Origin of the sequence: Vibrio chemaguriensis, from assembly GCF_012275705.1 — a bacterium.
GTDB classification, from domain to species: domain Bacteria; phylum Pseudomonadota; class Gammaproteobacteria; order Enterobacterales; family Vibrionaceae; genus Vibrio; species Vibrio diabolicus.
This window is the reverse complement of sequence record NZ_SHOE01000002.1, coordinates 259,109-283,233: the sequence shown is the minus strand read 5'-3', so window position 1 is coordinate 283,233 and position 24,125 is coordinate 259,109. Positions and strand designations below refer to the sequence as shown.

Here is a 24,125-nt window from a genome sequence, read left to right as displayed (position 1 = left end):
ATATGAGGAACGACAAGTAAACATTGAACTTGCGGACTCAGACCGAAAACATGCTTTTAGTGGGCTTTTACATAGACATTCTTGCGGTAGTACGACGACTCAGGGTTTGTCAGTTCGTAGCCGCCCACGTAAGGCTTGATGAGGTATTGATCGTTACCCGGACGATAAATAGGAATAATGGCCATGTCTTCAATCAGCATGCTTTCTGCTTGTAGATACAGTTCTGATGGGTTGCTCATGGTCTTTGAGCGAGCCATTAACTCGTCGTATTGCGGGTTGTTGTAACGAGAATCGTTGTACTCGCCATTAGAAACAAAGATATCTAACCATGTAGAGGCTTCATTGTAGTCGGCCGTCCAGCCGCCGCGAGTAATGTCGGTCGGCTCTTTAAGTGCGTAGAACACTTTCGGTTCTAGCTGTTTTATTGTGACTTGCGCACCCAAACGGCTTTTCCACATACCTGACATGGTCGTTGCCATTTTTACGTCCATCGAGAAAGTTGGTACGGTAAACGTCAACTTAAGCGGATTGCTTTTATCGTATCCAGCTTCTGACAGTAATTGCTGCGCTTTTTCGATACGTTTATGACGGTTCCAAGTTGCGAACTCAGGAGTGTGAGATTTAAAACCATCTGTTTGAGGTGGCACAAGGGTATACATTGGAACCCCACCGTTTCTCAAGATAGCACCCGTTAACAGTTGACGGTCAATGGCATATGAGAGGGCTTTACGGACCCGCACGTCTTTTGTTGGTCCTTGTTGAGTGTTGAGGTAATAGAATGTGGAGCCAAGAGACGCACTGGTGCTTGCCACTTCTTGTGGGCGTTGTTGAATTAACTTTTTCTTCTGAGCGGCAGGAATGGAAACCGCTTGGTCTATCTCACCGGCTAGGTAGCGGTTTAGCACTACGTTTGCATCACCAATTGGTAGCCAGGTGACTTTTTCCAGCACTACATTGCTTGCGTCCCAGTAATGTGGGTTTTTAACCATCACCATTTTTTCGTTAACTTTCCATTCAGAGACAGTAAACGCACCATTTGTAACGATATGCTCAGGCTGGGTCCAGCGGTTGCCATGTTTTTCTACGGTCGCTTTATGAACGGGTGCAAGCACGGGATGACTTAATAGTTTCGTAAAGAAGGGAATAGGCGCTTCGAGTGTTACCTGGAACGTTTTTTCATCCAGCGCCTTCACGCCCAAGGACTCAGGATCGGATTCGCCCTTCATAATGGCTTGCGAGTTTTCGATATTTGGAATGGCGGCAAACCAAGCGTACGGTGAAGCAGTGCTTGGATTCAGTAAGCGTTGCCAGCTGTAGACAAAATCTTGTGCAGTGACCGTTTCGCCATTTGACCATTTTGCATCACGTAAGTGGAAGGTATAAACCGTATTGTTGTCATTGACTGACCAAGACTCAGCAACACCAGGAATGGTTTTACCTTGCTTATCTTGAATTACCAGGCCTTCAAATAGGTCTCGACCGAGATTAAAAGCGGGCTCTGCGGCTTGCTTGGCTGGGTCAATAGAAGTAACTTCAGCCCCATTGTTTAGCGTAATTTCTTGTGTCTCATCGAGGGTCACACCTGCGGGATACGGCGCGGCATAGCTTGATGTTGCCAGTATTGGGCTCATCATCGATGCTAACAGAAGCAACTTAGGTAATTTCATCCTTGTCTCACACTTTTCATCCTGAAAGATGCTAGAAATGTATATTGTATAAATTGTCCACACAATCGAGTTTTAACAATGTTGTAACAGGGTGCCAAATGTTGGGCTATTTGGTCTCAAAAAGTGAGCTGGGGGATTGATATGGAGCCGGCACTAAGTCCGCATTACGGGGTAGGCTTTGTTTCGCGCAAATAAAAAATCCCCTTCAAGCACGCGCTAAAAGGGGAGGGTAGGTCGTCTGCTCTTCAAAAGGTACGACGTTAACTGACTAGGAAATGTTTTACGAACTCAGTGATTTTGACAATATCACTTACCGCGATAAACTCTTCTGTCGTGTGTACTTTTGCCATGCCAGTTGAAAGATTGACCGTTGTGAGACCTTTCTTGTTAAAATTGTTAGCATCGCTACCGCCGCCAGTGCCTTTTGTGAAAGCCTCAATTCCCAACTCTGCAAACGCTGCTTGTATAGCGTTTACGTGTGGGTGGTTTTCTTCAATAACAAAAGCGTCGTAGGCTCGGCTAGATTCAATTTCGACTTCTGCACCGTGTTTTTCACAGACAGACTCTAATGTTGAGATCATATGATTGACCTGAGCATCTAGTTTATCGCCATTCAGGGAGCGTGCTTCCGCCACGATTCTTAATTCAGGCATAACAATGTTTGTGGCCTGACCGCCGTTAACCATACCGATGTTGGCTGTCGTTTCTTCGTCGATGCGAAGCAGCTTCATTTGGTTGATGGCATCTGCCGCCACCATGATAGCACTGATGCCTTCTTCTGGCGCAAGCCCTGCATGTGCTGGTCGACCTTTGATTGTTGCCACGATTTTTTGCTGGCCTGGGGCTGCGGTCACAATAGTGCCAATAGGACCACCCGTATCTAACACGATTGCTTCCGTTGAAGTGACGTGTGACATATCGAAGTATTGTGAACCGAATAAACCGCCTTCTTCATACACGGTGAAAGCAAGCTCTAACGTTTTGTGCTCAAGGTTTTCCGCTTGAATACAACGAACGGCTTCCATGATGGCAGCAATACCAGATTTATCATCGCCACCAAGAATCGTATTGCCTTCTGAACGGATAACGCCGTCTTCGATGATTGGCTCAATGCCAATACCTGGAGTGACCGTATCCATATGACAGCTCATTAGGATAGAGCCGTCTTTTTTGCCGTCTAAACGGGCGTACACGTTAAAACCGTTAGAAATATGCTCAGGCACTGGAAGCTTGTGCACGGTAAAGCCTAGCTCGCCTAGCTGTTCTGCCAGTGTTTCTGCAATTTGTTTTTCGTTTTTTGATTCGCTGTCGATACGTACTAGTTGGCAAAAGTGTTCAACTAGGCGTTCTTGATTGATGTGTGTCATTAGATGTCTCTTTTTCTGATCGAGCGTGAAGCACTGTGGCTAGGGCTCGATAGGGAACAGAGCACCACTTATGGCACAGTTACTTTTGAATAAAACTGAGGTGAATCAATAAAGGAGTATCCATGACACGATTCTGACCGATGAGCCTTTCGAACTGTATGAAGCGTCACGAAACATTACTTTTGATGTTTTGCAGGATCAAATGAATAAATCGGATAGAGATAGGGTGCAATAGACTTTCCATCCCCTTTTACTTTTTGAGCTACGTTGCCAAGATAAAATGCCAAAGTAACAACTTGTTTACATTTTGTGTGTTGGCGTAAAGCCGAAAATATCAATCTAATATATTGAAAATAAGCAGTTTGTTTGATGTTTACGAAAGTGGGTTCGATGTGCCTACTGTGTGTAACATATATTTTACAATTGTGCGTAAAAATCGCCAAGGTAAAGATTTCTCCCCACGTATTCCAATTTCTCAAGACCTGCGCCAAGTTAGAAAAATAAGTCCAAACAAAAGCTACTGAGACAAGGAGAAAGTCATGGTTGATGCATATAACCCACTAGGAACAGACGGATTTGAGTTTGTTGAATATACCGCTGCTGACAACAAAGGCATTCAACAGCTTAAAGATCTGTTTATATCGTTAGGTTTTGCGGAAATTGCAAAGCATCGCTCAAAAGAAGCGTGGTTATATCGACAAGGTGACATTAGCTTTATTGTGAATGCGCAGCCGCATAGCCAAGCTGAGGGATTCGCCAAAGTCCACGGTCCGTCGGTTTGTGGCATGGCATTTCGAGTGAAAGACGCGACCGTTGCTCTGGCGCATGCGTTAGAGAATGGCGGTAAAGAATATAAAACGGAAATTGGGCCGATGGAGCTAAGCATTCCTGCTATTTATGGCATCGGTGAAAGCTTGCTTTATTTTGTCGATCGTTATGGAAAGCAGAGTATTTATGATGTCGATTTTCGTTTTTATGATGATGCTGATGAGCGTTTATCAAAAGCGAATGTTGGTCTTTACGAAATCGACCACTTAACGCACAACGTTAAGCAAGGCAACATGGATGTCTGGTCTGGTTTCTATGAGCGCATTGGTAACTTCCGCGAAATTCGTTATTTCGATATCGAAGGTAAGCTGACTGGTCTTGTCAGCCGTGCGATGACCGCACCTTGCGGCAAAATCCGAATTCCTATCAATGAGTCGTCAGATGATAAATCACAGATTGAAGAGTTTATCCGTGAATACAATGGCGAAGGTATTCAACACATCGCATTGACCACTGACGACATCTACGAAACGGTCAAAACCTTGCGTGAGCGAGGCATGGACTTTATGCCAACGCCAGATACTTATTACGAGAAAGTCGATCAGCGTGTTGAAGGCCACGGTGAAGATGTAAGCAAGCTTCGTGATTTACAGATTCTTATTGATGGCGCGCCAACGAAAGATGGCATCTTGCTACAAATCTTTACTCAAACCGTTATCGGCCCTGTGTTCTTCGAAATCATCCAACGTAAAGGCAATGAAGGCTTTGGCGAGGGTAACTTCAAAGCGTTGTTTGAATCGATAGAAGAAGACCAAATTCGCCGAGGAGTATTGAGCGATGCATAAATGGATCACATTCCCTCACCGGGAGGGAGTGTGCTCTAAACAAGCGCATGCTGACTTCCCGGAAGAGGCAATTTATGAACGTGAGGCAGGTCGAAGTGGCTTCTTCGGCCCCGCAACACATTTTCATCATCAACATGCCCCAACGGGATGGTCTGAGTGGGAGGGCGATCTACGTCCACGAGCGTTCGATTTTAATCTAGTCGAGAAAGCCAGCCATATTACCCCTTGGGCAGTCCCACATCTATTACACAACGCGAATTGTAAAGTTCGTGTCTGGCGTATGGATGAAAAAATGGACTTCTTGGTGAGAAACGCTGATGGCGACGAACTGCTATTCATCCACCAAGGTACGGCAGATCTGTATTGTGATTATGGTCATTTGAAAGTGAGCGAAGGGGATTATGTCATGATCCCACGCTCAACGAGCTGGCGTTTAGAACCAAGCGAGCCGATGTTCATTCTGATGATCGAAAACACCGATGCGGCCTATACATTGCCTGAAAAAGGCATGGTTGGAAACCACGCGGTGTTTGATCCGGCGGTTTTAGAAACGCCGTCGATCAACGATCAGTTCCGTGCTCAATATTCTGAGAATCAAACACAGGTTCAGGTGAAACGCCACGATAAAGTCAGTGTTATCACTTACCCATTCAACCCGTTGGATGCGATTGGCTGGCATGGTGATTTGGCGGTGGTAAAAGTGAATTGGCGTGATATTCGTCCACTTATGTCACATCGTTACCACTTACCACCTTCTGCACATACTACATTTGTAGGAGCAGGATTTGTGGTGTGTACCTTCGTTCCTCGTCCAATTGAAAGTGATCCTGGAGCGCTCAAGGTACCGTTCTATCACAACAATGACGATTATGACGAAGTCTTGTTCTACCATGCAGGTGATTTCTTCAGCCGTGACAACATTGAAGCAGGCATGGTGACATTCCATCCAGCAGGCTTTACACATGGCCCTCACCCGAAAGCTTTCAAAGCAGGGCGAGAGCATAAGAAGACTTTTACCGACGAAGTCGCGGTGATGATAGATACGCGTCACGCACTTCAGTTTTCGGATGAGCTGGAAAAAGTAGAAAACAAAGAATACGTCTATAGCTGGCAAGAGAAGTAAGAGGCAAGGATGAAATTAGCAACCAAGAAAAATGGCACTCGTGACGGTTTGTTGATGGTCGTGAGCAAAGACTTAACGCGCTGCGTACCTGCGACAGAAATATTCCACCCAATGAATTTGGCACCGACGATGCAGGTGGCACTTGATAACTGGGATGCGCTAGCACCGCAACTGGAAGAGCTATACGTTGCACTGAATAATGGCACAGTCGCAGGGTATGAAGAGTTTGAAGCGCACTACTGTGAGTCGCCGCTTCCTCGCGCTTATCAGTGGGCTGATGGCAGTGCTTACGTAAACCACGTTGAGTTGGTTCGAAAAGCTCGCGGCGCTGAAATGCCAGAGAGTTTTTGGACGGATCCGCTGATGTACCAAGGAGGCTCTGATGCCTTTATTGGTCCTTGTGACAACATCGAGTTTGCGAGTGATGAATGGGGTATTGATTTCGAAGGCGAAGTTGCTGTGGTAACTGGTGACGTACCAATGGGCGCAAGTGTTGCAGAGGCTCAGGAGTCGATTCGTTTGATCATGCTGGTGAATGATGTCTCACTGCGTGGGCTAATTCCCGCAGAATTAGCTAAAGGGTTTGGTTTTTTCCAATCTAAACCTTCTTCTGCGTTTTCTCCTGTGGCAGTAACACCTGACGAACTAGGCGATGCGTGGTACGAAAACAAAGTGCATTTACCATTGGTCTCGACCTACAACCACAAGCCGTTTGGTCGCCCGAATGCAGGTATCGATATGACGTTTGATTTCGCAGACTTAATTGTTCACGCGACTAAAACGCGCCCGCTATCTGCTGGGGCGATTATAGGCTCAGGTACGGTATCCAACAAGCAGGGAACGGAACATGGCACTTCTATTGAAGAAGGTGGCGTTGGCTATTCATGTATCGCGGAAGTTCGCATGATTGAAACCATTCGTGATGGTAAACCGTCGACTAACTTCATGTCGTTTGGCGACTCAATCAAACTGGAAATGTTTGATGCGGATGGCAACAACATCTTTGGCTCGATTGACCAACAAGTTAGCCAATATCTCAAGCATTAAGAGCGCCAGTTGGGAGATGATATGAGCGATGGCATGATTTTATACGGATACTGGCGATCATCGGCGGCGTATCGTGTGCGTATTTGTTTGAATCTTAAAGAGTTATCGTATGATTCAAAATCGGTACACTTGGTGCGCAATGGTGGCGAACAACACAGTGACGAGTACCATGAGTTAAACGCTTCTGAACTGGTTCCTGTGCTGGTGGATGGGGAGGTTCAGTTAACCCAGTCACTGACCATCATTCAATACTTAGAAGAACACTATCCGGATGTCACTGTGATCCCCGAGCAAACGCCGCTTCGATACCAAGCGCTAGCTTTGGCTCAGGATATTGCAATGGAGATTCATCCCCTGAATAACTTAAGAGTTCTACAGTATTTAGAGGGGGAGTTAGCTTGCGAGCCAGAGCGCAAAGTCGCTTGGATTCATCACTGGATCCACAAAGGTTTTACGGCATTAGAAGAGAAACTTCAGAAGCATCGTAAACTAAATGGTGATTGTAAGTTTAGCCTGACAAGCTCGCCATCTATTGTCGATATTTGTCTGGTACCACAATTTTATAACGCACAACGCTTTGGTGTAGATACTTCTCTTTACCCAACCATTAACGCTGTTGTGCAAGCATGTAATCAATTGCCTGCTTTTATTGATGCGATGCCAGAGAATCAGCCAGACGCTAATAGTTGATTCTTAGCATCATAATGTACTAACAAAATTTAAACGAGCCAATCAGAGTGTGTGATTGGCTCTTTTTTATTGGGGAGCAAAATTTTCTGTTTCTCGCTATCGTCGTGGCTCCTCAAAATTGCGAGGTTTTGTTGCTCTGCATAGCATTTCCATTTACGCTTTGAGCAACGAGTTGTTTTGGATGCACTTTATTTATGACCAACATTTTTATCATTGTTGTTCTTCTGGTTTTATTCTTCTTTGTTATTCAAAAGTACGTGATTAAGCACGACGACACGCGTGATTATCCTTATCGCTCGAAAGGACCGTTACTCAGGGGGCAAGAGAGCGCATTCTATAATGCGTTGAGGGCAGCGGTAGGTGAACATGCGGTGGTATTCGCGAAAGTAAACATGTCCAGTTTGGTTACGCCAAAAGAAATCAAAAATAAGAAGCAGTTTTTTGTCGCGAACAATCGCATATCTCGAAGTTATTTTGATTACGTTATTTGTGATCCTAGGACGCTAGAGCCGCGTGTGATCGTTGAATTGGATAACGGGCAAGAGTTAAGCAAGGGCAAGGTAGAAAGACAAAAGTTACTGATCCATGTTTGTAAGACAGCAAACCTACCTTTAATCGGCGCTTCGATAAAGCACAGTTATCAAGTTGGGCGATTACGTCGTTTGCTTGCGGCGCATATAGATTTGATTGAGCCTGATAAAGAAGTGCGCTTTTGCAAAAAATGCGGCAGTCCGATGATCATTAAAACCGCAAGCCAAGGTGAATTCAAAGGTCGACGCTTCTTTACTTGCAGCCGCCAACCAAATTGTACTTACACCGAGAATTACAATGTGGTGTTTGATTCGGACGACTAAAGACGACAGTTGAACAGCAAAACGGATGAGGCTTTGATTCGAGATGATCAAAGCCTTTTTTGTATCAGTCCCCAAGGCAAGACCTATACTTTGAAAAAGAGTGCAGAATAGGGAAGCCATATGCGATACGGATGGATTTTGTCAGCGTTGTTCATCGCATCTAATGTTAGTGCGATACCTAATTTGAAACCTCTGGAGTGTGAGTTAACGGAGACACCCCAAGATCATTTCTTGTTTTACCGAGAGCAAATGGTTTACCACAGTGAGCAGTTTGTCATATTTCAAAACTTCAAAGGCAGGGTGAGCACTCAAGTGGATGTCAAAACAGGAGAGTTGATCCGTACAACCTATATCGGCGAACCATTTAAACCTAAATATCAGATTTTATTTGGTACTTGCCCTAAGGTATCGCAAACCTTACAGATTTGGATGCTCAGTGAAGTGCCTTACGACAATTAAGTGAGATAATAAAAGTTATATAGATCACACTTTTAAACCCTGCAGGCTCAGTCCTTGTCGATAAAATCATCTGAAAACGCGTGTTGAGTTTACATTTTCGCCAAACGGTTCAAAGTTGGTAAATTTGTGCTTGCACCGTCGTTCGCTTATAGCTAATATCCTCGTCGTTCCAGAGAAATGCGTCCGTAGCTCAGCTGGTTAGAGTATCGCCTTGACATGGCGGGGGTCGGTGGTTCGAGTCCACTCGGACGCACCATTCTGAATTGAATGGTTAGGAACACAAAATTTGGGTCCGTAGCTCAGTTGGTTAGAGTACTACCTTGACATGGTAGGGGTCGGCGATTCGAGTTCGCCCGGACCCACCAAATTTTAGAAAAAGCCCACCAAACGGTGGGCTTTTTTGTATCCATAATTTGTTGATACTCAGATTTAAACACCTTACTTTTCCTTTGCACACTTTCTACAAATACTCCGCATTGCCATCAGTGTAAATTTGAGTGGTTTTACAAGAATTTAACTCGTTCATCTAAACATTCATTGGAGCCCATTTCGAATTCGCGGCAAATCCAAGGCCTATTTTCGTAAATCGTACACATTAATGTGTCTCTGTCTAAAGCTGCACACCAACCATCATTTAGCCGCATCATTGTTTCGCCTCCATATTGGTCACGCGCAATAAACTCTTCAGGTACGCCAGTATCTGAAATAATCATAACCTCGAGACGGCAACAACAAGCCTTACAGCTAGAGCAAGATACATCAGAGGGCAGGGGAGAGGGAGTCTTAGTTGGTATAATCATGAATAACTACAATTTGGTCAATTGTGCATGGTACCGTAAATTTAGCACGAATGAACTTTATTTCTGAAATAGAACACCCTATGAACGATAAACCTAGTGAACGCATTTTATGCGTTCACTTGTATTTCTTTCCGAGTAAGTCGGTAGAACTGACAGTGATTCACACCAATTAACCTTATAGTCAGTGTAAATTTGAACGCCGGTTCTTTGGCATACGTGTACTTTACACAAGATCTGCTTCTGTAAAGTTTGTTTTAAATGTGAAAGCAAATGGCGTATCTCCGTTTTCGCGCAAATGCTGAAGGCGTAACAAGGCTTCTTGTGGTGTTGGTATATAACCGTCTTCTACCCACCACAGAACATAGCTATCCTCCGCTAGACGATGAAACCATTCGCTTTTTCGGCGCATAAAATCTCTATGACCGGTACGAAACATAAAGTTTTTAAGTGAGTCAGTACTTTCCCAAATAGACATGTTTACAATCATGTTCGGGTCATCAAATAATTTAATGCTTGTTGCATCACCGGAGTCGTCTTTTAGACGCCAGATAAAGCCTTCACTTTCTTCAGCTATACCATTAATTAAGTCCAAATTGTCTACGAAATCTTTAATTTCTGGTGCATCCAAAGGATATTTAGCAAGCGCAATATTTAATTGAGCTAATTTCATTTCATGACCCTCCCTGGTCGATAAGCCTGTAATGCTGGTAAAAAGCTCTAAGTAGCTTTTCCTATTTTATCATGCAGTGTGTTGCGAGTGCCTTCAAAGGTCAATTAGAAAGTTAGTGACTGTGGCGAGTCATTGGATGGCAAAAAAGTCGTTTTATACATTGGTTATGTTGAGCATAAGCCCCTCTTTTCTCGCGATTATCGTCGGTAAGTCTCACTCAAGAGAGTTGCTATCTTGGATATGCAGCAGTACTCTTATTTTCTGTGGCAAGCCTTGCGCTTCTATACTTCTTATTGAGATTCGATCCTCACTTTTTGGTGTGTGAACGTGAGATAGTGTTCATGTCACTCTTTAATTTAAGTTGTTTGGCTGAACGTTAGGAGGAACTTTGATTACAAAGATAACAAGAAATGCCATTTTGCTTGGCCTAGTTCCCATTGCAGTTTTTGTTGTGGCTTTTAATTCAATAGCCAATTTTTACATCAGCTATATCAAAGAGACTAAAATAGACACCTATGTCGATTATTTACACCAACGATCCATGTATTTGGATGAGGCGATTGTAAAGCAGGTTTCGCAGTTAGATTTCACGTGCAGTAATAGTGATGTTAGAACATTACGCGACCCACGTTTTTATAATCGTTACATCCGTTTTATTGCGATGGAAACGAATGACGGTAAAACATGCTCCACGATTGGTCGCGAAGTATCTCATTTATCCAATGCGCAACGATTTCAGCTTGGCGAAAACTTTTTTGTATCACTTATTTTACCGGAACACCAAGATCAAGTTGAGTGGATGGTCATTTATGAAAATGAACATGTCGAAGTTATCTGGGTTCTCGATAATAGTTGGGTTAAAGAAGTGATCAAAACGCCTTGTGAAGACTGTTTGTTCGTCGAGTTTATATATGATGAGCCTGTATTTGGAGATTTAACAATAAGTCGAGGAAAACCAGCCATTGCAGCAGAAGAAGCGGCAGTTTCAAAGGAGTTATTCTTCTCGGCTGATTCTCAAGCCAATATGCTCATCAAAATACACAGTGGCGAGAAACTGAAGAGCTATGCTCAGGAAAGAGTCTTTCTATGGGGAGGCCTAGTCAGTGTGCTTATGGGGCTGGCTTTTGCGTTTGTATATGTGTCCAGTAAGAGCTTGAGAAAGTCTATCAAAGGCTTGATCCAGAATGGGATTAATAATGCGGAATTTGTCCCTTATTACCAAGCGATTGTCGATAGCCGTGATGGTGCGACAGTGGGATATGAAGCACTGATTCGGTGGTCTCGTCGTGAGGGTATGGTGTCGCCAAACATGTTCATTGGCGCTGCAGAAGAAAGTGGTCTGATTGTCCCAATGACGAATCAGCTTATTCGTAAAATCATACAAGATCTTAGTGTATTGCCTGAACATGTGTGGGTCAGCATCAATATTGTTTCTTCCCATTTAGAATCAGGTGAACTCACTAAGTTACTGTCAGAACTGAATTGGCCATGTCCGAAGAGAGTGCATTTTGAGTTGACCGAGCGAATTCCTGTAAAAGATACAGAGGCAGCGAAAAAAGAGATTTTGTATCTGGCGAATAAAGGCTACAAGTTCAAAATTGACGATTTTGGGACTGGGTATGGCGGCTTTTCTTATTTGCAAGATCTGGGTATCCGATGCTTAAAAGTGGATAAGATGTTCATCGATCCAATAGGCTCTGATGACCAAAAATTGAAAGTGTTAGATTCTATTGTCTCGGCAGCAAAGAAAGCGGAATGTGAGATGATTGCAGAAGGTGTAGAGAGCGAGGCTCAAGTCGCGTATTTGGCTCAGCATTCTATTTACCTTATTCAAGGGTATGTCTACGCTAAACCAGAGCCTATTAACAACCTTGTGATGACTTAAAGCAAGGCATAATGGGGCGTATTCATTATTAAAGGTGTCTTTCGGCACCTTTTTTATTGCTGAACCTTTTTGGGTTCACTGTTCCATAAAAAACCTGTTGAAGTCTTAGAATTCAAACAGAGTTTACAGAGAATATGAACGCCCGATTTTAGCATCGGGCGTAAGGATTTTACTTAGGAAGAAAGGGCGGCTTTTTTAGTTTTTAATGAAGCGATCAATTGAGGGAGCAATGACATAACAATCATCCCTAGCATCAAGCTGTATTGGAGAGGGGTGAAAGTCTCACCTAATAGCAGCAAACCTGACACAATGCCCGCAACGGGGTTGGCAATGCCACCAAAAGTAAAGTCAACGACCGACATACGCTGCAATAGCCAAACATACATGCCGTAGCCTAATGCAGTGTTCAGAATGATCACCCACAGCAGCCCAAGGGTGTTCGTCATTGATAAGTTTTGAATGGCTGTAACGTATGGCTCTGGATTGTTTATTGCTAGCACGCTTGTTGCGACAGACATAATCACACCACCCAAAATGAGCTGCCATGTTAATACTGTCCACCAATGCATTTTCGTTCCTAGTGATTTCGTTACGCTACTACCTACCACAATACACATGATGGCGGAGATCATCGCCAGCAAACCCATAGGGTTGAGCGAAATAGAGCTAGGATCAAATAAGAACCAAGCCAAAGCAATCAAAGTCGCTCCGCTTATTGCCTGTATTGCGCTTGGCTGGCGCTTATAGACTGCCCAGCCAAATAGCATCGCAAAAACGGGCACTGATACCATACCGACACCTGAGATCGCAGAAGGAAGCGTCAACGCCATGACAAAAATGAGACCAAAGAAGCAAGCGATGTTGATAGTTCCTAAAACAAGCAGCACTTTCCATTCACTCTTTTTCGGGAAAGATGGCTTTATTGCGAGGAGCAAAAGACCCGCAGGCAATGCTCTTAGCGCACCAAGTAAAACGGGAGGCCAGTCCGGAAGCGTAAACTGAGTAACAGCATAAGTTGTCCCCCAAAAAAAAGCCGGGATCATTGCAAGCAAAATATTCATGTTAAATATCTTTACGTTGAGATAATTAATTGTAAAGATATCGGTAAGGTTACTTTTTGTAAAGTATCTTTATGTTAAAATAAAAATTAAATGACGTTTGGAGAGAAACCATGGACGCAATTGATAGAGTGGTAGAGCAGTGGGCTAAGGAGAAGCCAGAGCTCGACACTGAACCGATGGCAATTATGGGTCGGCTAATGCGAATTGCTAAGCACATGGAATGTCGGGTCGCTGACCTACATAAGAAGTACGATCTTAAGATGGGTGAATTTGATGTGTTGGCGACACTTCGCCGAGCAGGTTCACCATATTGCCTTACTCCCTCAGCGCTAATTGATTCGATGATGCTCACTTCGGGCGCGATGACGAACCGATTAGATAAACTCGAGAAGAAAGGCTTTATTACCAGAACACACAGTAAAGAAGATAGACGCAGTGTCACCGTTGAGTTAACTGAAAAGGGCTTAACCTTAATTGACAAGTTGATCTTAGAGCATGTGGACGTTCAGCAATCGCTGCTACATGGTTTAGAAGGCAATGAGAAAGCGCAGGTTAACCAGGCGTTAAGACTACTATTGCCTTTGTTTGAGTAAAAGATACAGGAAGGGTGGGACGGAATGAGAAGCAAAGAGTTAGAAGGTTATTTAAGTACCTTTATGTGTGCGGAGAGTGATTTCCCATTTGGGCCAGAAGCGCTTGTATACAAAATCAAAGGTAAAATGTTTGCGATTATTGCAGAGAGAAACGGTCGGGAGTATGTCAGCGTAAAAGTAAAACCAGAAGATGGAGAAGTCTTAACATCGCAGTTTACGGACATCACTCCTGGTTATCACCTAAATAAGCGTCACTGGATAACGGTTTATTTTAATGGTGATGTGGAAGATGGATTGATTCAGGATTTATGTGAACGCTCTTATACTCTCGTCGTTGCCAAACTACCAAAAGTGCAACGAGCATTGCTTGGTCAGTAATAGCTATTACAGAAAAATTCGCACCTTTTCCATCCTCAAGCTATATAAGAATAAGTAGGCGGAAAAGTAGGAATGATATGCGAGCATTATCTGAATGGCTAAAAGAATATGGGGAGAGCCATCAAAACCCCATCAACCAAAAGATTCACACAATCGCAGTTCCGGGTATTTACCTATCTGTGGTCGGTCTAATTTGGTCAATTCCTCAAATCTCCATCTTGGGTTTCGAGTTTAACTGGGTCTGGATTGCTGTCATACCCGTATGGGTTTTCTATTTTCGTTTGTCTCTCAGCGTCTTTATGATGATGTTAGGGTATACATTAGCGTGCATCGGCCTGATATGGTCTTTGGAGGTATTGGCGCTGCCCGTACTGCATATTTCGATGCTCCTATTCGGTGTACTGTGGATCTTGCAGTTCATTGGTCACAAAATAGAAGGGAAGAAACCGTCTTTTTTCGAAGATTTGCAGTTTCTTCTTATTGGTCCAATTTGGGTGTTCCGAAAACATTAACTCACTCCGTAATTAACAAGCTGATATCTCCCTGTATTGCGCGATCATGCTAGCGTCCATAAGGTCGTAAAATGCGCAGCATGATGTGTCGCTTTCTCATTGCCATGACAAGCATTCGCTTCTAATTCACACTATCATTAGAGTGCAGCTAAAGCCTGTTACTTTGCCTGAATGTTTGTGGCTAGTGACATTGTCACTTGGGGGATGAATGTACGACCGACAACATAAATATGCCTATTGGCGAGAAGAGCGTAAAAAAGGCAAATGGCATTACATCATGAAGTCTTTTTTTATGATTTGTTGCGCACTATTGCTTGGTAAAGTCATTGGTTTATTCATTTTTGGTGAGCTGCACTCCCTGAGTGATATTTTGGAGCAACTGCCCGCGGATCTTTTTATCATGATGCTAGTGGGCTTCCCGGTTAGTGTTATCGGCTGGTATCACGAGGAGTCGAAGTTTTTCCGAGCGTTACGACGTAAAGAAAAGCGCTTGAAAATGAAACGAGATAAACAAAGCTAACTCTGCATCGAGCTTTGTGTTATTTACTCGTCTGATTCACATATTTCTTTCAAGTTATTCGGTATTTTGCGTTAGGCCTCGCAAGCATGTCATTAAACTTATTGCAAAAAACGACATCATGCATTCTGTTAGCCAATCTTGACAGGAACTCGTACTGCGAGGTGTTCCAGCAGCCTGAGGCTACTGGGCAGATAGAACGGAGGATATTATGGATAGTGAATCAATGCTTCATAGTCAGAAAATATATTTTTGTAATGATGAAGCGTTAGTCGAGCAGCAAACACAGTGTTTAGAAGTTCTTTACGATTACAATCAAACTCGGCCTTCTGAATCTGAAAAGCGTACAGAAATATTACGACGTTTGCTCGGCGCTGTTGGTGACAACTGCTATTTTGAGCCGCCGCTTCGAGCGAATTGGGGGAGGCATACATACGTTGGTGATAACGTGTATGCAAACTTTAACTTAACCCTAGTCGATGATACGTATATCTACATTGGCAATAGCGTCATGATTGGACCCAATGTGACACTAGCAACGGCAGGCCACCCGATTGAACCGGAGCTCAGAAGAGAAGTTGCGCAATTCAATATCCCTATTCATATTGGTGATAATGTATGGATCGGCGCTAACTCAGTGGTATTGCCTGGCGTCAAGATTGGAGAAAACAGCGTAATTGGTGCTGGTAGCGTGGTAACGAAAGATATACCAAGTGATGTTGTTGCGGTAGGGAACCCGTGTCGTGTATTGCGAGAGATAGGCGAACATGACAAAGAATTCTATTACAAAGAGCGTCAAATCACGCACAACATGTATCAACGATAACAAAGGTAAATGCCCATGGTTTATACGGAGTCAGTATAGAAAAGTTAAAAAACGAAATTTAACATCAGGGTGTAAAGACTGGCGCTGTTATCTTCTGGTATTGATGAAAACGCGCCAGTATCGTTATTGTGGGCGTTAAACTTTTGCCATTCAGCATTCAGTGACACGTTATAATCTAGGTCGTATCTCACTCCAAACAGATAGCTGTCCCCATTCTTTGTATCACTGCTATTAAACTGCTGGCCGTAAACTATGTAGGGGGTCAATTTATTCACGTTGTAACTCGTTGTTGCGTACCAAGAGGAGGAAATGTTGCTGTTTTGTCCTTCAGCCATTATCACAAGGTTATCAAGCTCATACCTTACTCCTAGAGAAAACTGGTCAATCGTGTTGCCTTTTTCTTTTAGAACCAAGCGGTCAATTAACATGGCTCCCCCTTCAGGTGTGGATTGCTTGGTATTGGAGAGAACCGTAGTTTGGTCATAATCGCCATGTAGATAAGAAAAGTTCAAACGGTAGGCATTTCCGCTGAGTGTTAAGTTTATTCCGGCTGTGTTGTCTGATTCGATCTTCAGTTCAGTATCTTCGTTGAGGGTGACATCACTGCTGTCTTTAAACCCTATAAACGGCATTGCAGTAAGCATGATTTGCTCATTGAGGTCGTGATTCCAGCGAATGGATAAACCATTGTAAGCGGTGATGCCTAATATGCTGTCATACACTTCATTTGGTGGTCGAGCTTGGGTAAAAGCGTGACCGACATAATTATACTCAGACATCAAAAACAGCGGCAGCCTCAATCGTCCCCCACGTATCTCTACATTTTTATAGGTATAAGCTAAATATGCCCACTCTAATTGGGGCGACCTCCAATGATCTTGCGGACGCTTGACTATCTGTGCGGATGCTCGAAATGCCTTGTAAAAGTAATCAAGCTGCAGGCCGAAGGTTGTGTCACAATCGTAGCAGGCTTCATCATGAATAAAGCGGTTGACGAGAACCGTTGTGGAGTTATCCGACTTAGACCAAGATGTCGAACCAAAACCACTCAAAGACAGGTGATCTGATAACTCAATGGTGGCTAAGCTCGGAAAGGCGACAACACTCAGTGATAACATGGTCAAATATTTTTTCATATTAATCCTCCGAGCTCACCACACACAAAATACGAGCATTTCCAGGCACGCTCGAAGCAGGGGCATAACCAATCCGATTGGGCTTTTCTTGCATCCACGTGATCAGCGCATCAATGCTAGAGTTTGCAATCACTTTGGGTGGCCTCGCTTTGCCTGAAAAAGACAAGCTCGCCCAGTGCGCGTTCATTTGCGCCAAGTTTTTATTGAGAAGGTAGCGATAGAACTCCGCTCTCTCCGCTGATGTCGCTGGCCAGTCAGATAGCTCAATTCTCTGCCCTTGTAAGAGTTGCGTTTTTCCTCTGTACAACTTTCGCGCTTTATTGATGGTTAGGGGCGAGAACTCACTATTAAACGAGAAAACGGCGTAGCTCTCTGCAGCAAGTACTTGACTATCTATGGGTAGAAGGAAAACAACAATGAATAGGTAGCGTTTTATGCAGCGCAAAAGAAAACAGAGGAGAGATATGTCGCCGCTCATCATCGCTACCTATATCGCATTTTCAATCTGGTACAACAGCTTTTCTCTACGAACAGGCTTGGGTACATAAGCGTCCATGCCTGAATCGAAACAGCGTTGAATGTCATCATCCACAACACTTGCCGTTAGCGCGATGATGGGAGTCTTAGGAAGACCTTTACTTGCTTCGTAGGCGCGTATTTGTCGTGAGGCTTCGAACCCATCCATGATCGGCATCATGCAGTCCATCAAAATTATGTCAAACCCACCATCTTTTTGGAACATTTCGACCGCAACCTGTCCGTTTTCGGCCACTTCAAATTGATAACCAGCTTTGGATAACAGCAGCGAAGCGACTTTTTGATTTACTCTGTTATCTTCGACGAGCAAAATCCGTTCTGAGCGAATAGGCGTCACGGTCGCTTCTGATTGTTCAGCATGCGAGGTTTTTTCAGGAGTGTGAGTGGTGTTTGTTGCCAGTCGCTTTTCATCAGAAACAATATTGGAAATGCGTAGTCCAATGGCTTTATCTAATTTCTCTTTCAACAAACCCGCTTTAAAAGGTTTGGGCACATAATCATCCATTCCAACATCAAAACACTTTTGAATGTCATCATCGACTACACTTGCTGTTAGCGCGATAATTGGGATTCTGATCGTCCGTTTTTCTTTTGCTTCAATTTGACGGATCATTTTGGTTGCTTCAAACCCATCCATCACAGGCATCATGCAATCCATTAAGATTAAGCTGTATTGATTCTGTTGAAACATATCTACGGCTTCTTCTCCGTTTACGGCGATATCAAAGTCGAAGCCCGCTTTTGTGACGTGTAATCCAGCGATTTTTTGATTAACGGTGTTGTCGTCGACCACCAAGATTTTTGGGAGAGTCTTAGCATTGGGTGTTGTCGTGTTCTCCTGGTTTGCTTGAGGGAAGTTTGCAGCACAAGTTTCAAGTGCTTTTACTAAGCGCTGTCCTAAGAGGGGTTGAGTTACCAATGCACTAATGCTGTTACCAAAATCACGTTGGGTACTATGAAGGTGTTTAATAAGACAAACTCGAACATTTTGCATGCAAAGTCTTTTCATTTCACCTAGATGTTTGGCTGCGGTATTTGGAGAAGTTTCTACGTTGATAACAATGATGCGCTCGTTATCAATCCACGTTGGCAGAGCATCCAGTGTATTTACTGATTGCTGAACATTGATGTGGAAAAAGCTCAACTCGTCACGCAGCTTTTGCTCCAAAGTAGGGTTGTTGCAAACTATCCATATATCGTTGTGATTAAGGGAGTGATAGCCATTGAACTCTTGAGTCACAATTGGAGCCGTAAGTTCGAAGAAAAATCGGCTACCTTTGCCTTTCTCGGATTCAAGCTGAATCTCACCGCCCATCAATTCTACCAGCTGCGTGCTAATCGCAAGCCCAAGCCCTGTCCCTCTAAACTGTCGGGTGGTGGAGTTATCTTCTTGGGCGAAAGGAGCAAATATCTTCTTTTGTTGCTGCTCATCAATACCGATCCCTGAGTCTTTGACTGAAAACTCGATACTCGCTTCATCATTTTTGATTTCTCTAGTGATGACAGAGAGTTCAACGCAGCCTTGTTTAGTGAACTTTACGGCATTGGACATGAAGTTCATCATAATTTGGCGTATACGGTGATCATCCAACATAACGTGATAGGGCGTATTGCGGCTGATGCTGACTTGAACATCGATGCCTTTTTCTTTCGCTTTCGGGGAAATAATAGAAGCAATATCGTAGATGGATTCACGAACGCAGGTTGAATGAGGGCTGATAAGCAACATACCAGATTCAATTTTAGAGAAGTCCAGAACGTCATTTATTAGGCTCAACAGTAATTGCGAGGAGGTTTCTATCGTGTCGACATAATCACGCTGTGTCGCCGTTAGCGGCGTGTCTGACAAAACTTCTGAAATGCCAATAACGCCGTTTAACGGGGTTCGAATCTCATGAGACATGTTCGCCAGAAAGCTACTTTTGGCTTTGCTTGCCTCGATGGCATCATCTTTCGCCTTTTCAGCATCTTCTTTGGCTTGAGTTAACTTTTGTCTTGACTGCTCACGTTCGTAACTCAGTTTTTTTACCTCTTTAGCAAACTTACTGAGCTCATCTTTCCCTTTGGTCAACTCTGTCAGTGGTGAGTTTTCATTGTTGTCCTCTTCGTAAGTGTCTCGACTTAGGAATTCGAGGACTAAATTCAAGTTGCCAGTGACCTTACGCACTAACCTCAGTGTCAAACTCACAACCAGCAATGTCACGAGGCTCATTAGCGCAATGAAGCCAATGCGGTGCTGTGTTGTTTCACTGATCGTCTTGGTTATATCCTCAATAAGTTGTCGTTCCATCTGGTCATCAACGTTGCGTAATAAACTTAAGCGTTTATAAAGCGCAGACAACCCGTCATCTATTTGAGCGGGGGTCAACACGCTAAGGTTTGATGGCTGCAACAAATTGGCTCGAAATGCTTGGCTTTTAACAAACACATTATCGGTAAAGGTTTCGATGAGAAGATGGACTTGCTGCTTATTCGCATTAAGTGTGACAAAACGTTCGAACAGCAGTTGTTGGTTCTGGATTAATGATTGAATACTGGCTTGGATAGCTGGATCGTAAATCTGCCCCTGTTCTGTGGATTCCACTAAGTATTTGCTGAGTCTATGCTCTTCTGTTGACCAAAACATTAACCACTCAAGCTGCATCAATGAGGAGAGGTGAGTGTTGGTTTCATAACTTACATGGCTGAAATAGACTCTATCCAAACTCAAAAGAATCTCTTTGAATGTGTCGGCACGCCACTCAGCAGCATCTAACTTATCTTCTGCATTATTGGACGAGAGCATTGACAGTGTTGCTTCTTCGAAATTCGTGAGCTGATTTAATATATCGGCATTGTCACCAAAAACAGGTGAAGCTGTATCTTGTAAAGTTTGAACGAGTTGGCGGGTTTCTTGAGCGTTATTCGCGACCCTTGGATCGCTCGTCAAATAATACAGTGAGGAAACACGATCTATATATTGGGAGAAGAGCTGTGCTTTTTGAAGTTCTTGAGCTTGGATAGAGAGGTTTTGTACATGTTTGCCCGCCAGAAGCAATAACAATAAGATTGGTAGTAGGACCAATCCAAAAAGTTTCTGCTTTACAGATAGGTTGTTCCAAGCAAATATCCCGACCACACGCGTTTCCATATCCAAAGAGTTGATATGAAAAGTGTAGTGTACCTATCTCAAATGTTAGATTTTAAGAGGAAATTCATACTTGCGAGATGGCGAAGTGTGACCGATATTGCAGAACGAATCCCCTTTAATTCAATGAACGCGATAAATTATTCAGTTAAGCATAGTTGCTGGCGGTTGAGTCATCTATTGCTTGGCGTTGTTGCTCAAACTCTATGATTTCTTCTGCCGGCACCGGTCTACCCAAGAAAAAGCCTTGAACAACGTCGCAGTGAAGCGATTCCATCCTTGTTAGTTGGGTCTGGGTTTCTATGCCTTCAGCTACCACTCTCATTCTTAGGTTATGAGCCATGGATATAATCGCACGGACTAATGAATCATCTTGTTCATTGTTTTGGATTTGAGCGATAAATGAACGGTCAATTTTAAGCCCATCAAACGACATTTGTTGTAGGTAGGCGAGGGCTGAGTACCCAGTTCCAAAATCATCTAGCCACACTTCTACGCCGTTAGCTTGTAATTTTCTGAGCACGTACTGCGCTTTCTCAATATCATCAATAAACAGAGACTCTGTCACTTCAACATGAATGGTTTGAGGGGGGACTTGATATTGTTGTAAATATTTCGAAAAGAGCTGACTTAAATCTTGGCGGTAGATCTGCCTAGGAGACAAATTTAATGCGATATGAAAATCAGCAGTGAAATGACCCGCCCATTGTGCTCGCTGGCTAATTGCTGTCTCGATGAGGTATTCACCAAGCTCTAAAATTAAGTCACTTTGTTCTGCAATCGGGATAAATAATTCTGGGCTGATATAACCCTTCTCTGGGTGATTCCACCTAACCAATGCTTCGACACCAATCAACTGGTAGGTGTTGAGGTCGAACTGGGGTTGATACCAAAGCTCGAACTGAGATAAATCACGTATTGAGCGGCGCAGTTCCTTTTCTATGTATAAGCGCTGCTTCACGGTCTCATCAAACGCGGAATCGTATATCGTCATGATATCTTTGCCGCGTCGTTTAGATTCTTGCGCCGCCAGTGAGGAGAGTTGTAAAAGAGACTCTGCGTTTGAGCCAAATTCCGGATACACCGCGACTCCAAGGCTTGCCGTAATTTGAATATCGTGCTCTTCCAAATTAAAAGGAGAAAGCAATTGGCGATGAATATCGTCCGCTTTTTCTCTAGCGTGGAGGCTGTCTTTGCATGGAAAGACCAGCACAAATTCGTCAGCGCCGACTCGGCTTACGATGGTTGAAAGACGGTAAAGAGGCTGGAAGTAACTCGGCAAACGACCTTGAAGTTCTGATGCGAGATGACCTAGCAATTTATCTCCGATGCTATGCCCGTAGTTATCGTTAATATGTTTAAAGTCATCCAGATCAATAAAAACAACCGCGAGTGAGGGAGATCTGCGGTTCGTTATTTGCTTTTGGATATCAATGAGCAACTTTTCTCGGTTAGGCAGGGAGGTAAGAATGTCGTGATACGCCATGAACTCCACCCGGCTTGTGTATCTGTTCACTTTGTTCGACATTTTGTTATACGCCGAAATAAGATCACCCACTTCATCTTTACTTTTTATATCAGTGATTGGCAGTGCTTGAGTATTTGACTCTGTAAATTGTTCTTTAAGTTGTTTGAGTGGTTTTATTAATGAGCGACCTAAAGCATACGCGATGGCACTTCCGAGCAGAACGGATATCGCACTGATCGTGAGCAGCAAGTTAAACATCTTTTGCTTATCGTTTGAGGTAAGCGCTTGTACTTGAGCAATGTTTTGTTCTTTCTCTTCTAATAGATGTGCTAGGTTGAGTTCAAGATACACCGCGCCCAGTGTGATATTCGATTGCTGAATCGGTGCCGCAATTTCTAATTGATGTTTAGAAAAAGAAATGAGAATTCTAGACTCTTCTATTGCTTTTAAAATAAAGCGAGAACGGTAATGAGGCTGGGCAAACATACTCAGCTGAGTCGTACCGTCGTGAAAGATTAGCCCTTCATTATCAACAACGTGTATCTTCGAGACATCTGGTTGGCTTAATGTTGCTTTAATCTGCTCGTATGCTTGGCTGATATTATCCGTATAGAGTGGGTCAAAAAGTTGCTTTGATAATAACTCTGCGTAAACCAATCCTTTTTGCTTGACGTAAGACTCTGTTTTTTCTTGTGAGTTCTCGGTGATTTGGCGGGTTAAGTTATTTGAGTACGTATCGTAACCATGCATATATAGTGCGAGGTTTATCACTACGACAAACAGGACAACAAAAATGGTCGAGCAAATGTATTTAGTTTCGAGTGAGAGTTTGTGGAACATCAATCCACCTTCGGTAACAAGTGAATAGATGTTCGAACGGTATTTAAGGACGCGGACATTTCTGGCGTTAGAGCGGTGATCTTTTTCGTGTTTTGGAACTGTTTAAGTGCTAGGGCACCTTGCTGAGATGCCTCCATACCGAGCAATATTGACGTGATTTTATGTTGCTGATCTTGGCTTAAGGTCGGAGAGGCGAGAATTAAGTCTCTAGGTATTTCTACCGAGCGAGCGAAAATCGTTAGTTTGTCTTTCATGCTTTCTGGAAGATCTTTAGGGTTGCTCCAATTGAAATTGCTGAACGCTCCTGCAGTGGCTCTCTGCTTATACACCCATACTGAAAGGTTGATTTCATTCGATTGAGCCAAGTGCTCGTCAAGGAATAAATATCCAATACTGTCTTTGGCTGGTTTGTCATCGGAGGAGGGGAGGTATTCTAATTTCTCCCCTTGATTAAGCAGTGTAATAGCGGGTAAGTAATAGCTGCTGGTGGATGTACGCTTTTCAAAAACAAGTGTTTTTCCGCGCAGGTCAGAAATCGACTCGATACCACTCTCTTTGTGGGTAAAGAATACCGTATGATATTTTTGTAAACCTTTTTTCCAGCGTATGGCAATGGCTTGGCTACCAGACTCTGCCTCGAGGGTCATTGCATTGAAGGGGGTGGCTGTTGCAATTTGAACGGTGCCATTTTTTAGTGCCACCGCGAGCTGGCGATAATTTTTAAATACTTTTACAGCACCCTTGGTGTATCCGTATCCGGCCAAACCATTGGTCACGTACTGCGTAAAAGGCGTCGACTTTTTGATTTTGCTTTGAGCTTTATTGGAAACAATGCCAAACGTGAATGTTTTTTCAATATTTTCTTGTGCACTGACGACAAAAGGCGAACTCAGCAAAGTGAGTGATAACAGAGTGCAGGCAGGTTTCATCCGGCTTCAACTTCCTTCTGGTGCAT

22 protein-coding genes and 2 tRNA genes are annotated in these 24,125 nt (G+C 43.6%); 14 read left to right on the top strand and 10 right to left on the bottom strand.

What is annotated here, in order from left to right; all coding sequences use genetic code 11:
* Positions 1-56: 56 nt before the first annotated feature.
* Together EX191_RS03560 and EX191_RS03555 are read right to left on the bottom strand one after the other, a co-directional pair.
* Positions 57-1,667, bottom strand: a complete 1,611-nt coding sequence (locus EX191_RS03560; RefSeq protein ID WP_193447145.1) for a peptide ABC transporter substrate-binding protein — start codon at positions 1,665-1,667, stop codon at positions 57-59.
* Between the two features lie 260 nt (positions 1,668-1,927).
* The gene (locus tag EX191_RS03555) at positions 1,928-3,034 is read right to left on the bottom strand and encodes a M20/M25/M40 family metallo-hydrolase (RefSeq protein WP_150918575.1); all 1,107 of its coding nucleotides are present in this window, start codon (positions 3,032-3,034) and stop codon (positions 1,928-1,930) included.
* Between the two features lie 539 nt (positions 3,035-3,573).
* Between EX191_RS03555 and hppD the strand changes: the two genes are divergently transcribed.
* From hppD to EX191_RS03515, 8 genes are all read left to right on the top strand, one after another.
* Positions 3,574-4,647 carry a 4-hydroxyphenylpyruvate dioxygenase gene (gene hppD, locus EX191_RS03550; protein ID WP_005377835.1) on the top strand — a complete coding sequence of 358 codons (1,074 nt, stop codon included), beginning with the start codon at positions 3,574-3,576 and terminating at the stop codon, positions 4,645-4,647.
* Positions 4,640-5,770: a homogentisate 1,2-dioxygenase gene (locus tag EX191_RS03545; RefSeq protein ID WP_193447144.1), complete on the top strand. Its 1,131-nt coding sequence runs from the start codon at positions 4,640-4,642 to the stop codon at positions 5,768-5,770. Before hppD ends, EX191_RS03545 begins: the two co-directional genes overlap by 8 nt.
* A gap of 9 nt (positions 5,771-5,779) precedes the next feature.
* On the top strand, positions 5,780-6,817 hold the full coding sequence (locus EX191_RS03540) for a fumarylacetoacetate hydrolase family protein (RefSeq protein ID WP_006741620.1): 1,038 nt from the start codon (positions 5,780-5,782) through the stop codon (positions 6,815-6,817).
* A 21-nt stretch (positions 6,818-6,838) separates the two neighbouring features.
* Positions 6,839-7,507, top strand: a complete 669-nt coding sequence (gene maiA, locus EX191_RS03535; protein ID WP_006741619.1) for a maleylacetoacetate isomerase — start codon at positions 6,839-6,841, stop codon at positions 7,505-7,507.
* 194 nt (positions 7,508-7,701) lie between these two features.
* Positions 7,702-8,361 (top strand): DUF2726 domain-containing protein, encoded by a 660-nt coding sequence (locus tag EX191_RS03530; protein WP_005393459.1) that lies wholly within the window; start codon positions 7,702-7,704, stop codon positions 8,359-8,361.
* A gap of 120 nt (positions 8,362-8,481) precedes the next feature.
* The gene (locus tag EX191_RS03525) at positions 8,482-8,820 is read left to right on the top strand and encodes a hypothetical protein (RefSeq protein ID WP_005377830.1); all 339 of its coding nucleotides are present in this window, start codon (positions 8,482-8,484) and stop codon (positions 8,818-8,820) included.
* A gap of 179 nt (positions 8,821-8,999) precedes the next feature.
* Positions 9,000-9,076, top strand: a tRNA-Val gene (locus tag EX191_RS03520).
* A gap of 32 nt (positions 9,077-9,108) precedes the next feature.
* Positions 9,109-9,185 (top strand) — tRNA-Val (locus EX191_RS03515).
* A gap of 138 nt (positions 9,186-9,323) precedes the next feature.
* On the opposite strand, the gene EX191_RS03510 is transcribed toward EX191_RS03515, so the two are convergent.
* Both EX191_RS03510 and EX191_RS03505 read right to left on the bottom strand, forming a co-directional pair.
* Positions 9,324-9,620, bottom strand: coding sequence for a YkgJ family cysteine cluster protein (locus EX191_RS03510; protein ID WP_193447143.1), 297 nt, complete (start codon positions 9,618-9,620; stop codon positions 9,324-9,326).
* A 223-nt stretch (positions 9,621-9,843) separates the two neighbouring features.
* Positions 9,844-10,290: a DUF3291 domain-containing protein gene (locus EX191_RS03505; protein WP_005393454.1), complete on the bottom strand. Its 447-nt coding sequence runs from the start codon at positions 10,288-10,290 to the stop codon at positions 9,844-9,846.
* 388 nt (positions 10,291-10,678) lie between these two features.
* On the opposite strand from EX191_RS03505, the gene EX191_RS03500 reads away from it, so the two are divergent.
* Positions 10,679-12,175, top strand: coding sequence for an EAL domain-containing protein (locus EX191_RS03500; RefSeq protein WP_006741617.1), 1,497 nt, complete (start codon positions 10,679-10,681; stop codon positions 12,173-12,175).
* 173 nt (positions 12,176-12,348) lie between these two features.
* Here EX191_RS03500 and EX191_RS03495 read toward each other — a convergent pair whose 3' ends face one another.
* A complete protein-coding gene (locus EX191_RS03495) occupies positions 12,349-13,236 on the bottom strand; it encodes a DMT family transporter (RefSeq protein WP_005393452.1) in 888 nt (295 codons plus the stop codon).
* Between the two features lie 110 nt (positions 13,237-13,346).
* Here EX191_RS03495 and EX191_RS03490 point away from each other — a divergent pair, with 110 nt between their 5' ends.
* The 5 genes from EX191_RS03490 (at position 13,347) to EX191_RS03470 (ending at position 16,062) form a co-directional block, all read left to right on the top strand.
* On the top strand, positions 13,347-13,829 hold the full coding sequence (locus EX191_RS03490; protein ID WP_005393451.1) for a MarR family winged helix-turn-helix transcriptional regulator: 483 nt from the start codon (positions 13,347-13,349) through the stop codon (positions 13,827-13,829).
* Positions 13,830-13,853: 24 nt separating this feature from the next.
* The gene (locus tag EX191_RS03485; RefSeq protein ID WP_005393450.1) at positions 13,854-14,207 is read left to right on the top strand and encodes an MmcQ/YjbR family DNA-binding protein; all 354 of its coding nucleotides are present in this window, start codon (positions 13,854-13,856) and stop codon (positions 14,205-14,207) included.
* Positions 14,208-14,284: 77 nt separating this feature from the next.
* The gene (locus EX191_RS03480) at positions 14,285-14,719 is read left to right on the top strand and encodes an Mpo1 family 2-hydroxy fatty acid dioxygenase (protein ID WP_012841889.1); all 435 of its coding nucleotides are present in this window, start codon (positions 14,285-14,287) and stop codon (positions 14,717-14,719) included.
* A gap of 208 nt (positions 14,720-14,927) precedes the next feature.
* Entirely contained in the window at positions 14,928-15,239 is a 312-nt protein-coding gene (locus EX191_RS03475) for a hypothetical protein (protein ID WP_046874879.1), read from the top strand.
* A 208-nt stretch (positions 15,240-15,447) separates the two neighbouring features.
* Positions 15,448-16,062 carry a sugar O-acetyltransferase gene (locus tag EX191_RS03470; RefSeq protein ID WP_104971620.1) on the top strand — a complete coding sequence of 205 codons (615 nt, stop codon included), beginning with the start codon at positions 15,448-15,450 and terminating at the stop codon, positions 16,060-16,062.
* Positions 16,063-16,106: 44 nt separating this feature from the next.
* Here EX191_RS03470 and EX191_RS03465 read toward each other — a convergent pair whose 3' ends face one another.
* The 5 genes from EX191_RS03465 to EX191_RS03445 form a co-directional block, all read right to left on the bottom strand.
* Complete coding sequence (locus EX191_RS03465) at positions 16,107-17,198, bottom strand: outer membrane protein (protein WP_193447142.1); 1,092 nt, start codon at positions 17,196-17,198, stop codon at positions 16,107-16,109.
* A gap of 1 nt (position 17,199) precedes the next feature.
* Positions 17,200-17,676, bottom strand: a complete 477-nt coding sequence (locus tag EX191_RS03460) for a hypothetical protein (protein ID WP_005393443.1) — start codon at positions 17,674-17,676, stop codon at positions 17,200-17,202.
* 9 nt (positions 17,677-17,685) lie between these two features.
* Positions 17,686-20,853 (bottom strand): response regulator, encoded by a 3,168-nt coding sequence (locus EX191_RS03455; RefSeq protein WP_414718279.1) that lies wholly within the window; start codon positions 20,851-20,853, stop codon positions 17,686-17,688.
* A gap of 157 nt (positions 20,854-21,010) precedes the next feature.
* Positions 21,011-23,170 (bottom strand): GGDEF domain-containing phosphodiesterase, encoded by a 2,160-nt coding sequence (locus EX191_RS03450; RefSeq protein ID WP_193447140.1) that lies wholly within the window; start codon positions 23,168-23,170, stop codon positions 21,011-21,013.
* Entirely contained in the window at positions 23,170-24,099 is a 930-nt protein-coding gene (locus EX191_RS03445; protein ID WP_193447139.1) for a phosphate/phosphite/phosphonate ABC transporter substrate-binding protein, read from the bottom strand. The genes EX191_RS03450 and EX191_RS03445 overlap by 1 nt, the downstream gene beginning before the upstream one ends.
* Positions 24,100-24,125: the final 26 nt, after the last annotated feature.

Excerpts from the sequence above, each read along its gene's own strand:
- EX191_RS03560 (WP_193447145.1), bottom strand. The coding sequence starts at position 1,667 with ATGAAATTACCTAAGTTGCTTCTGTTAGCATCGATGATGAGCCCAATA.
- EX191_RS03555 (WP_150918575.1), bottom strand. The coding sequence starts at position 3,034 with ATGACACACATCAATCAAGAACGCCTAGTTGAACACTTTTGCCAACTA.
- hppD (WP_005377835.1), top strand. The coding sequence starts at position 3,574 with ATGGTTGATGCATATAACCCACTAGGAACAGACGGATTTGAGTTTGTT.
- EX191_RS03545 (WP_193447144.1), top strand. The coding sequence starts at position 4,640 with ATGCATAAATGGATCACATTCCCTCACCGGGAGGGAGTGTGCTCTAAA.
- EX191_RS03540 (WP_006741620.1), top strand. The coding sequence starts at position 5,780 with ATGAAATTAGCAACCAAGAAAAATGGCACTCGTGACGGTTTGTTGATG.
- maiA (WP_006741619.1), top strand. The coding sequence starts at position 6,839 with ATGAGCGATGGCATGATTTTATACGGATACTGGCGATCATCGGCGGCG.
- EX191_RS03530 (WP_005393459.1), top strand. The coding sequence starts at position 7,702 with ATGACCAACATTTTTATCATTGTTGTTCTTCTGGTTTTATTCTTCTTT.
- EX191_RS03525 (WP_005377830.1), top strand. The coding sequence starts at position 8,482 with ATGCGATACGGATGGATTTTGTCAGCGTTGTTCATCGCATCTAATGTT.
- EX191_RS03510 (WP_193447143.1), bottom strand. The coding sequence starts at position 9,620 with ATGATTATACCAACTAAGACTCCCTCTCCCCTGCCCTCTGATGTATCT.
- EX191_RS03505 (WP_005393454.1), bottom strand. The coding sequence starts at position 10,290 with ATGAAATTAGCTCAATTAAATATTGCGCTTGCTAAATATCCTTTGGAT.
- EX191_RS03495 (WP_005393452.1), bottom strand. The coding sequence starts at position 13,236 with ATGAATATTTTGCTTGCAATGATCCCGGCTTTTTTTTGGGGGACAACT.
- EX191_RS03490 (WP_005393451.1), top strand. The coding sequence starts at position 13,347 with ATGGACGCAATTGATAGAGTGGTAGAGCAGTGGGCTAAGGAGAAGCCA.
- EX191_RS03485 (WP_005393450.1), top strand. The coding sequence starts at position 13,854 with ATGAGAAGCAAAGAGTTAGAAGGTTATTTAAGTACCTTTATGTGTGCG.
- EX191_RS03480 (WP_012841889.1), top strand. The coding sequence starts at position 14,285 with ATGCGAGCATTATCTGAATGGCTAAAAGAATATGGGGAGAGCCATCAA.
- EX191_RS03475 (WP_046874879.1), top strand. The coding sequence starts at position 14,928 with ATGTACGACCGACAACATAAATATGCCTATTGGCGAGAAGAGCGTAAA.
- EX191_RS03470 (WP_104971620.1), top strand. The coding sequence starts at position 15,448 with ATGGATAGTGAATCAATGCTTCATAGTCAGAAAATATATTTTTGTAAT.
- EX191_RS03465 (WP_193447142.1), bottom strand. The coding sequence starts at position 17,198 with ATGAAAAAATATTTGACCATGTTATCACTGAGTGTTGTCGCCTTTCCG.
- EX191_RS03460 (WP_005393443.1), bottom strand. The coding sequence starts at position 17,676 with ATGAGCGGCGACATATCTCTCCTCTGTTTTCTTTTGCGCTGCATAAAA.
- EX191_RS03450 (WP_193447140.1), bottom strand. The coding sequence starts at position 23,170 with ATGTTCCACAAACTCTCACTCGAAACTAAATACATTTGCTCGACCATT.
- EX191_RS03445 (WP_193447139.1), bottom strand. The coding sequence starts at position 24,099 with ATGAAACCTGCCTGCACTCTGTTATCACTCACTTTGCTGAGTTCGCCT.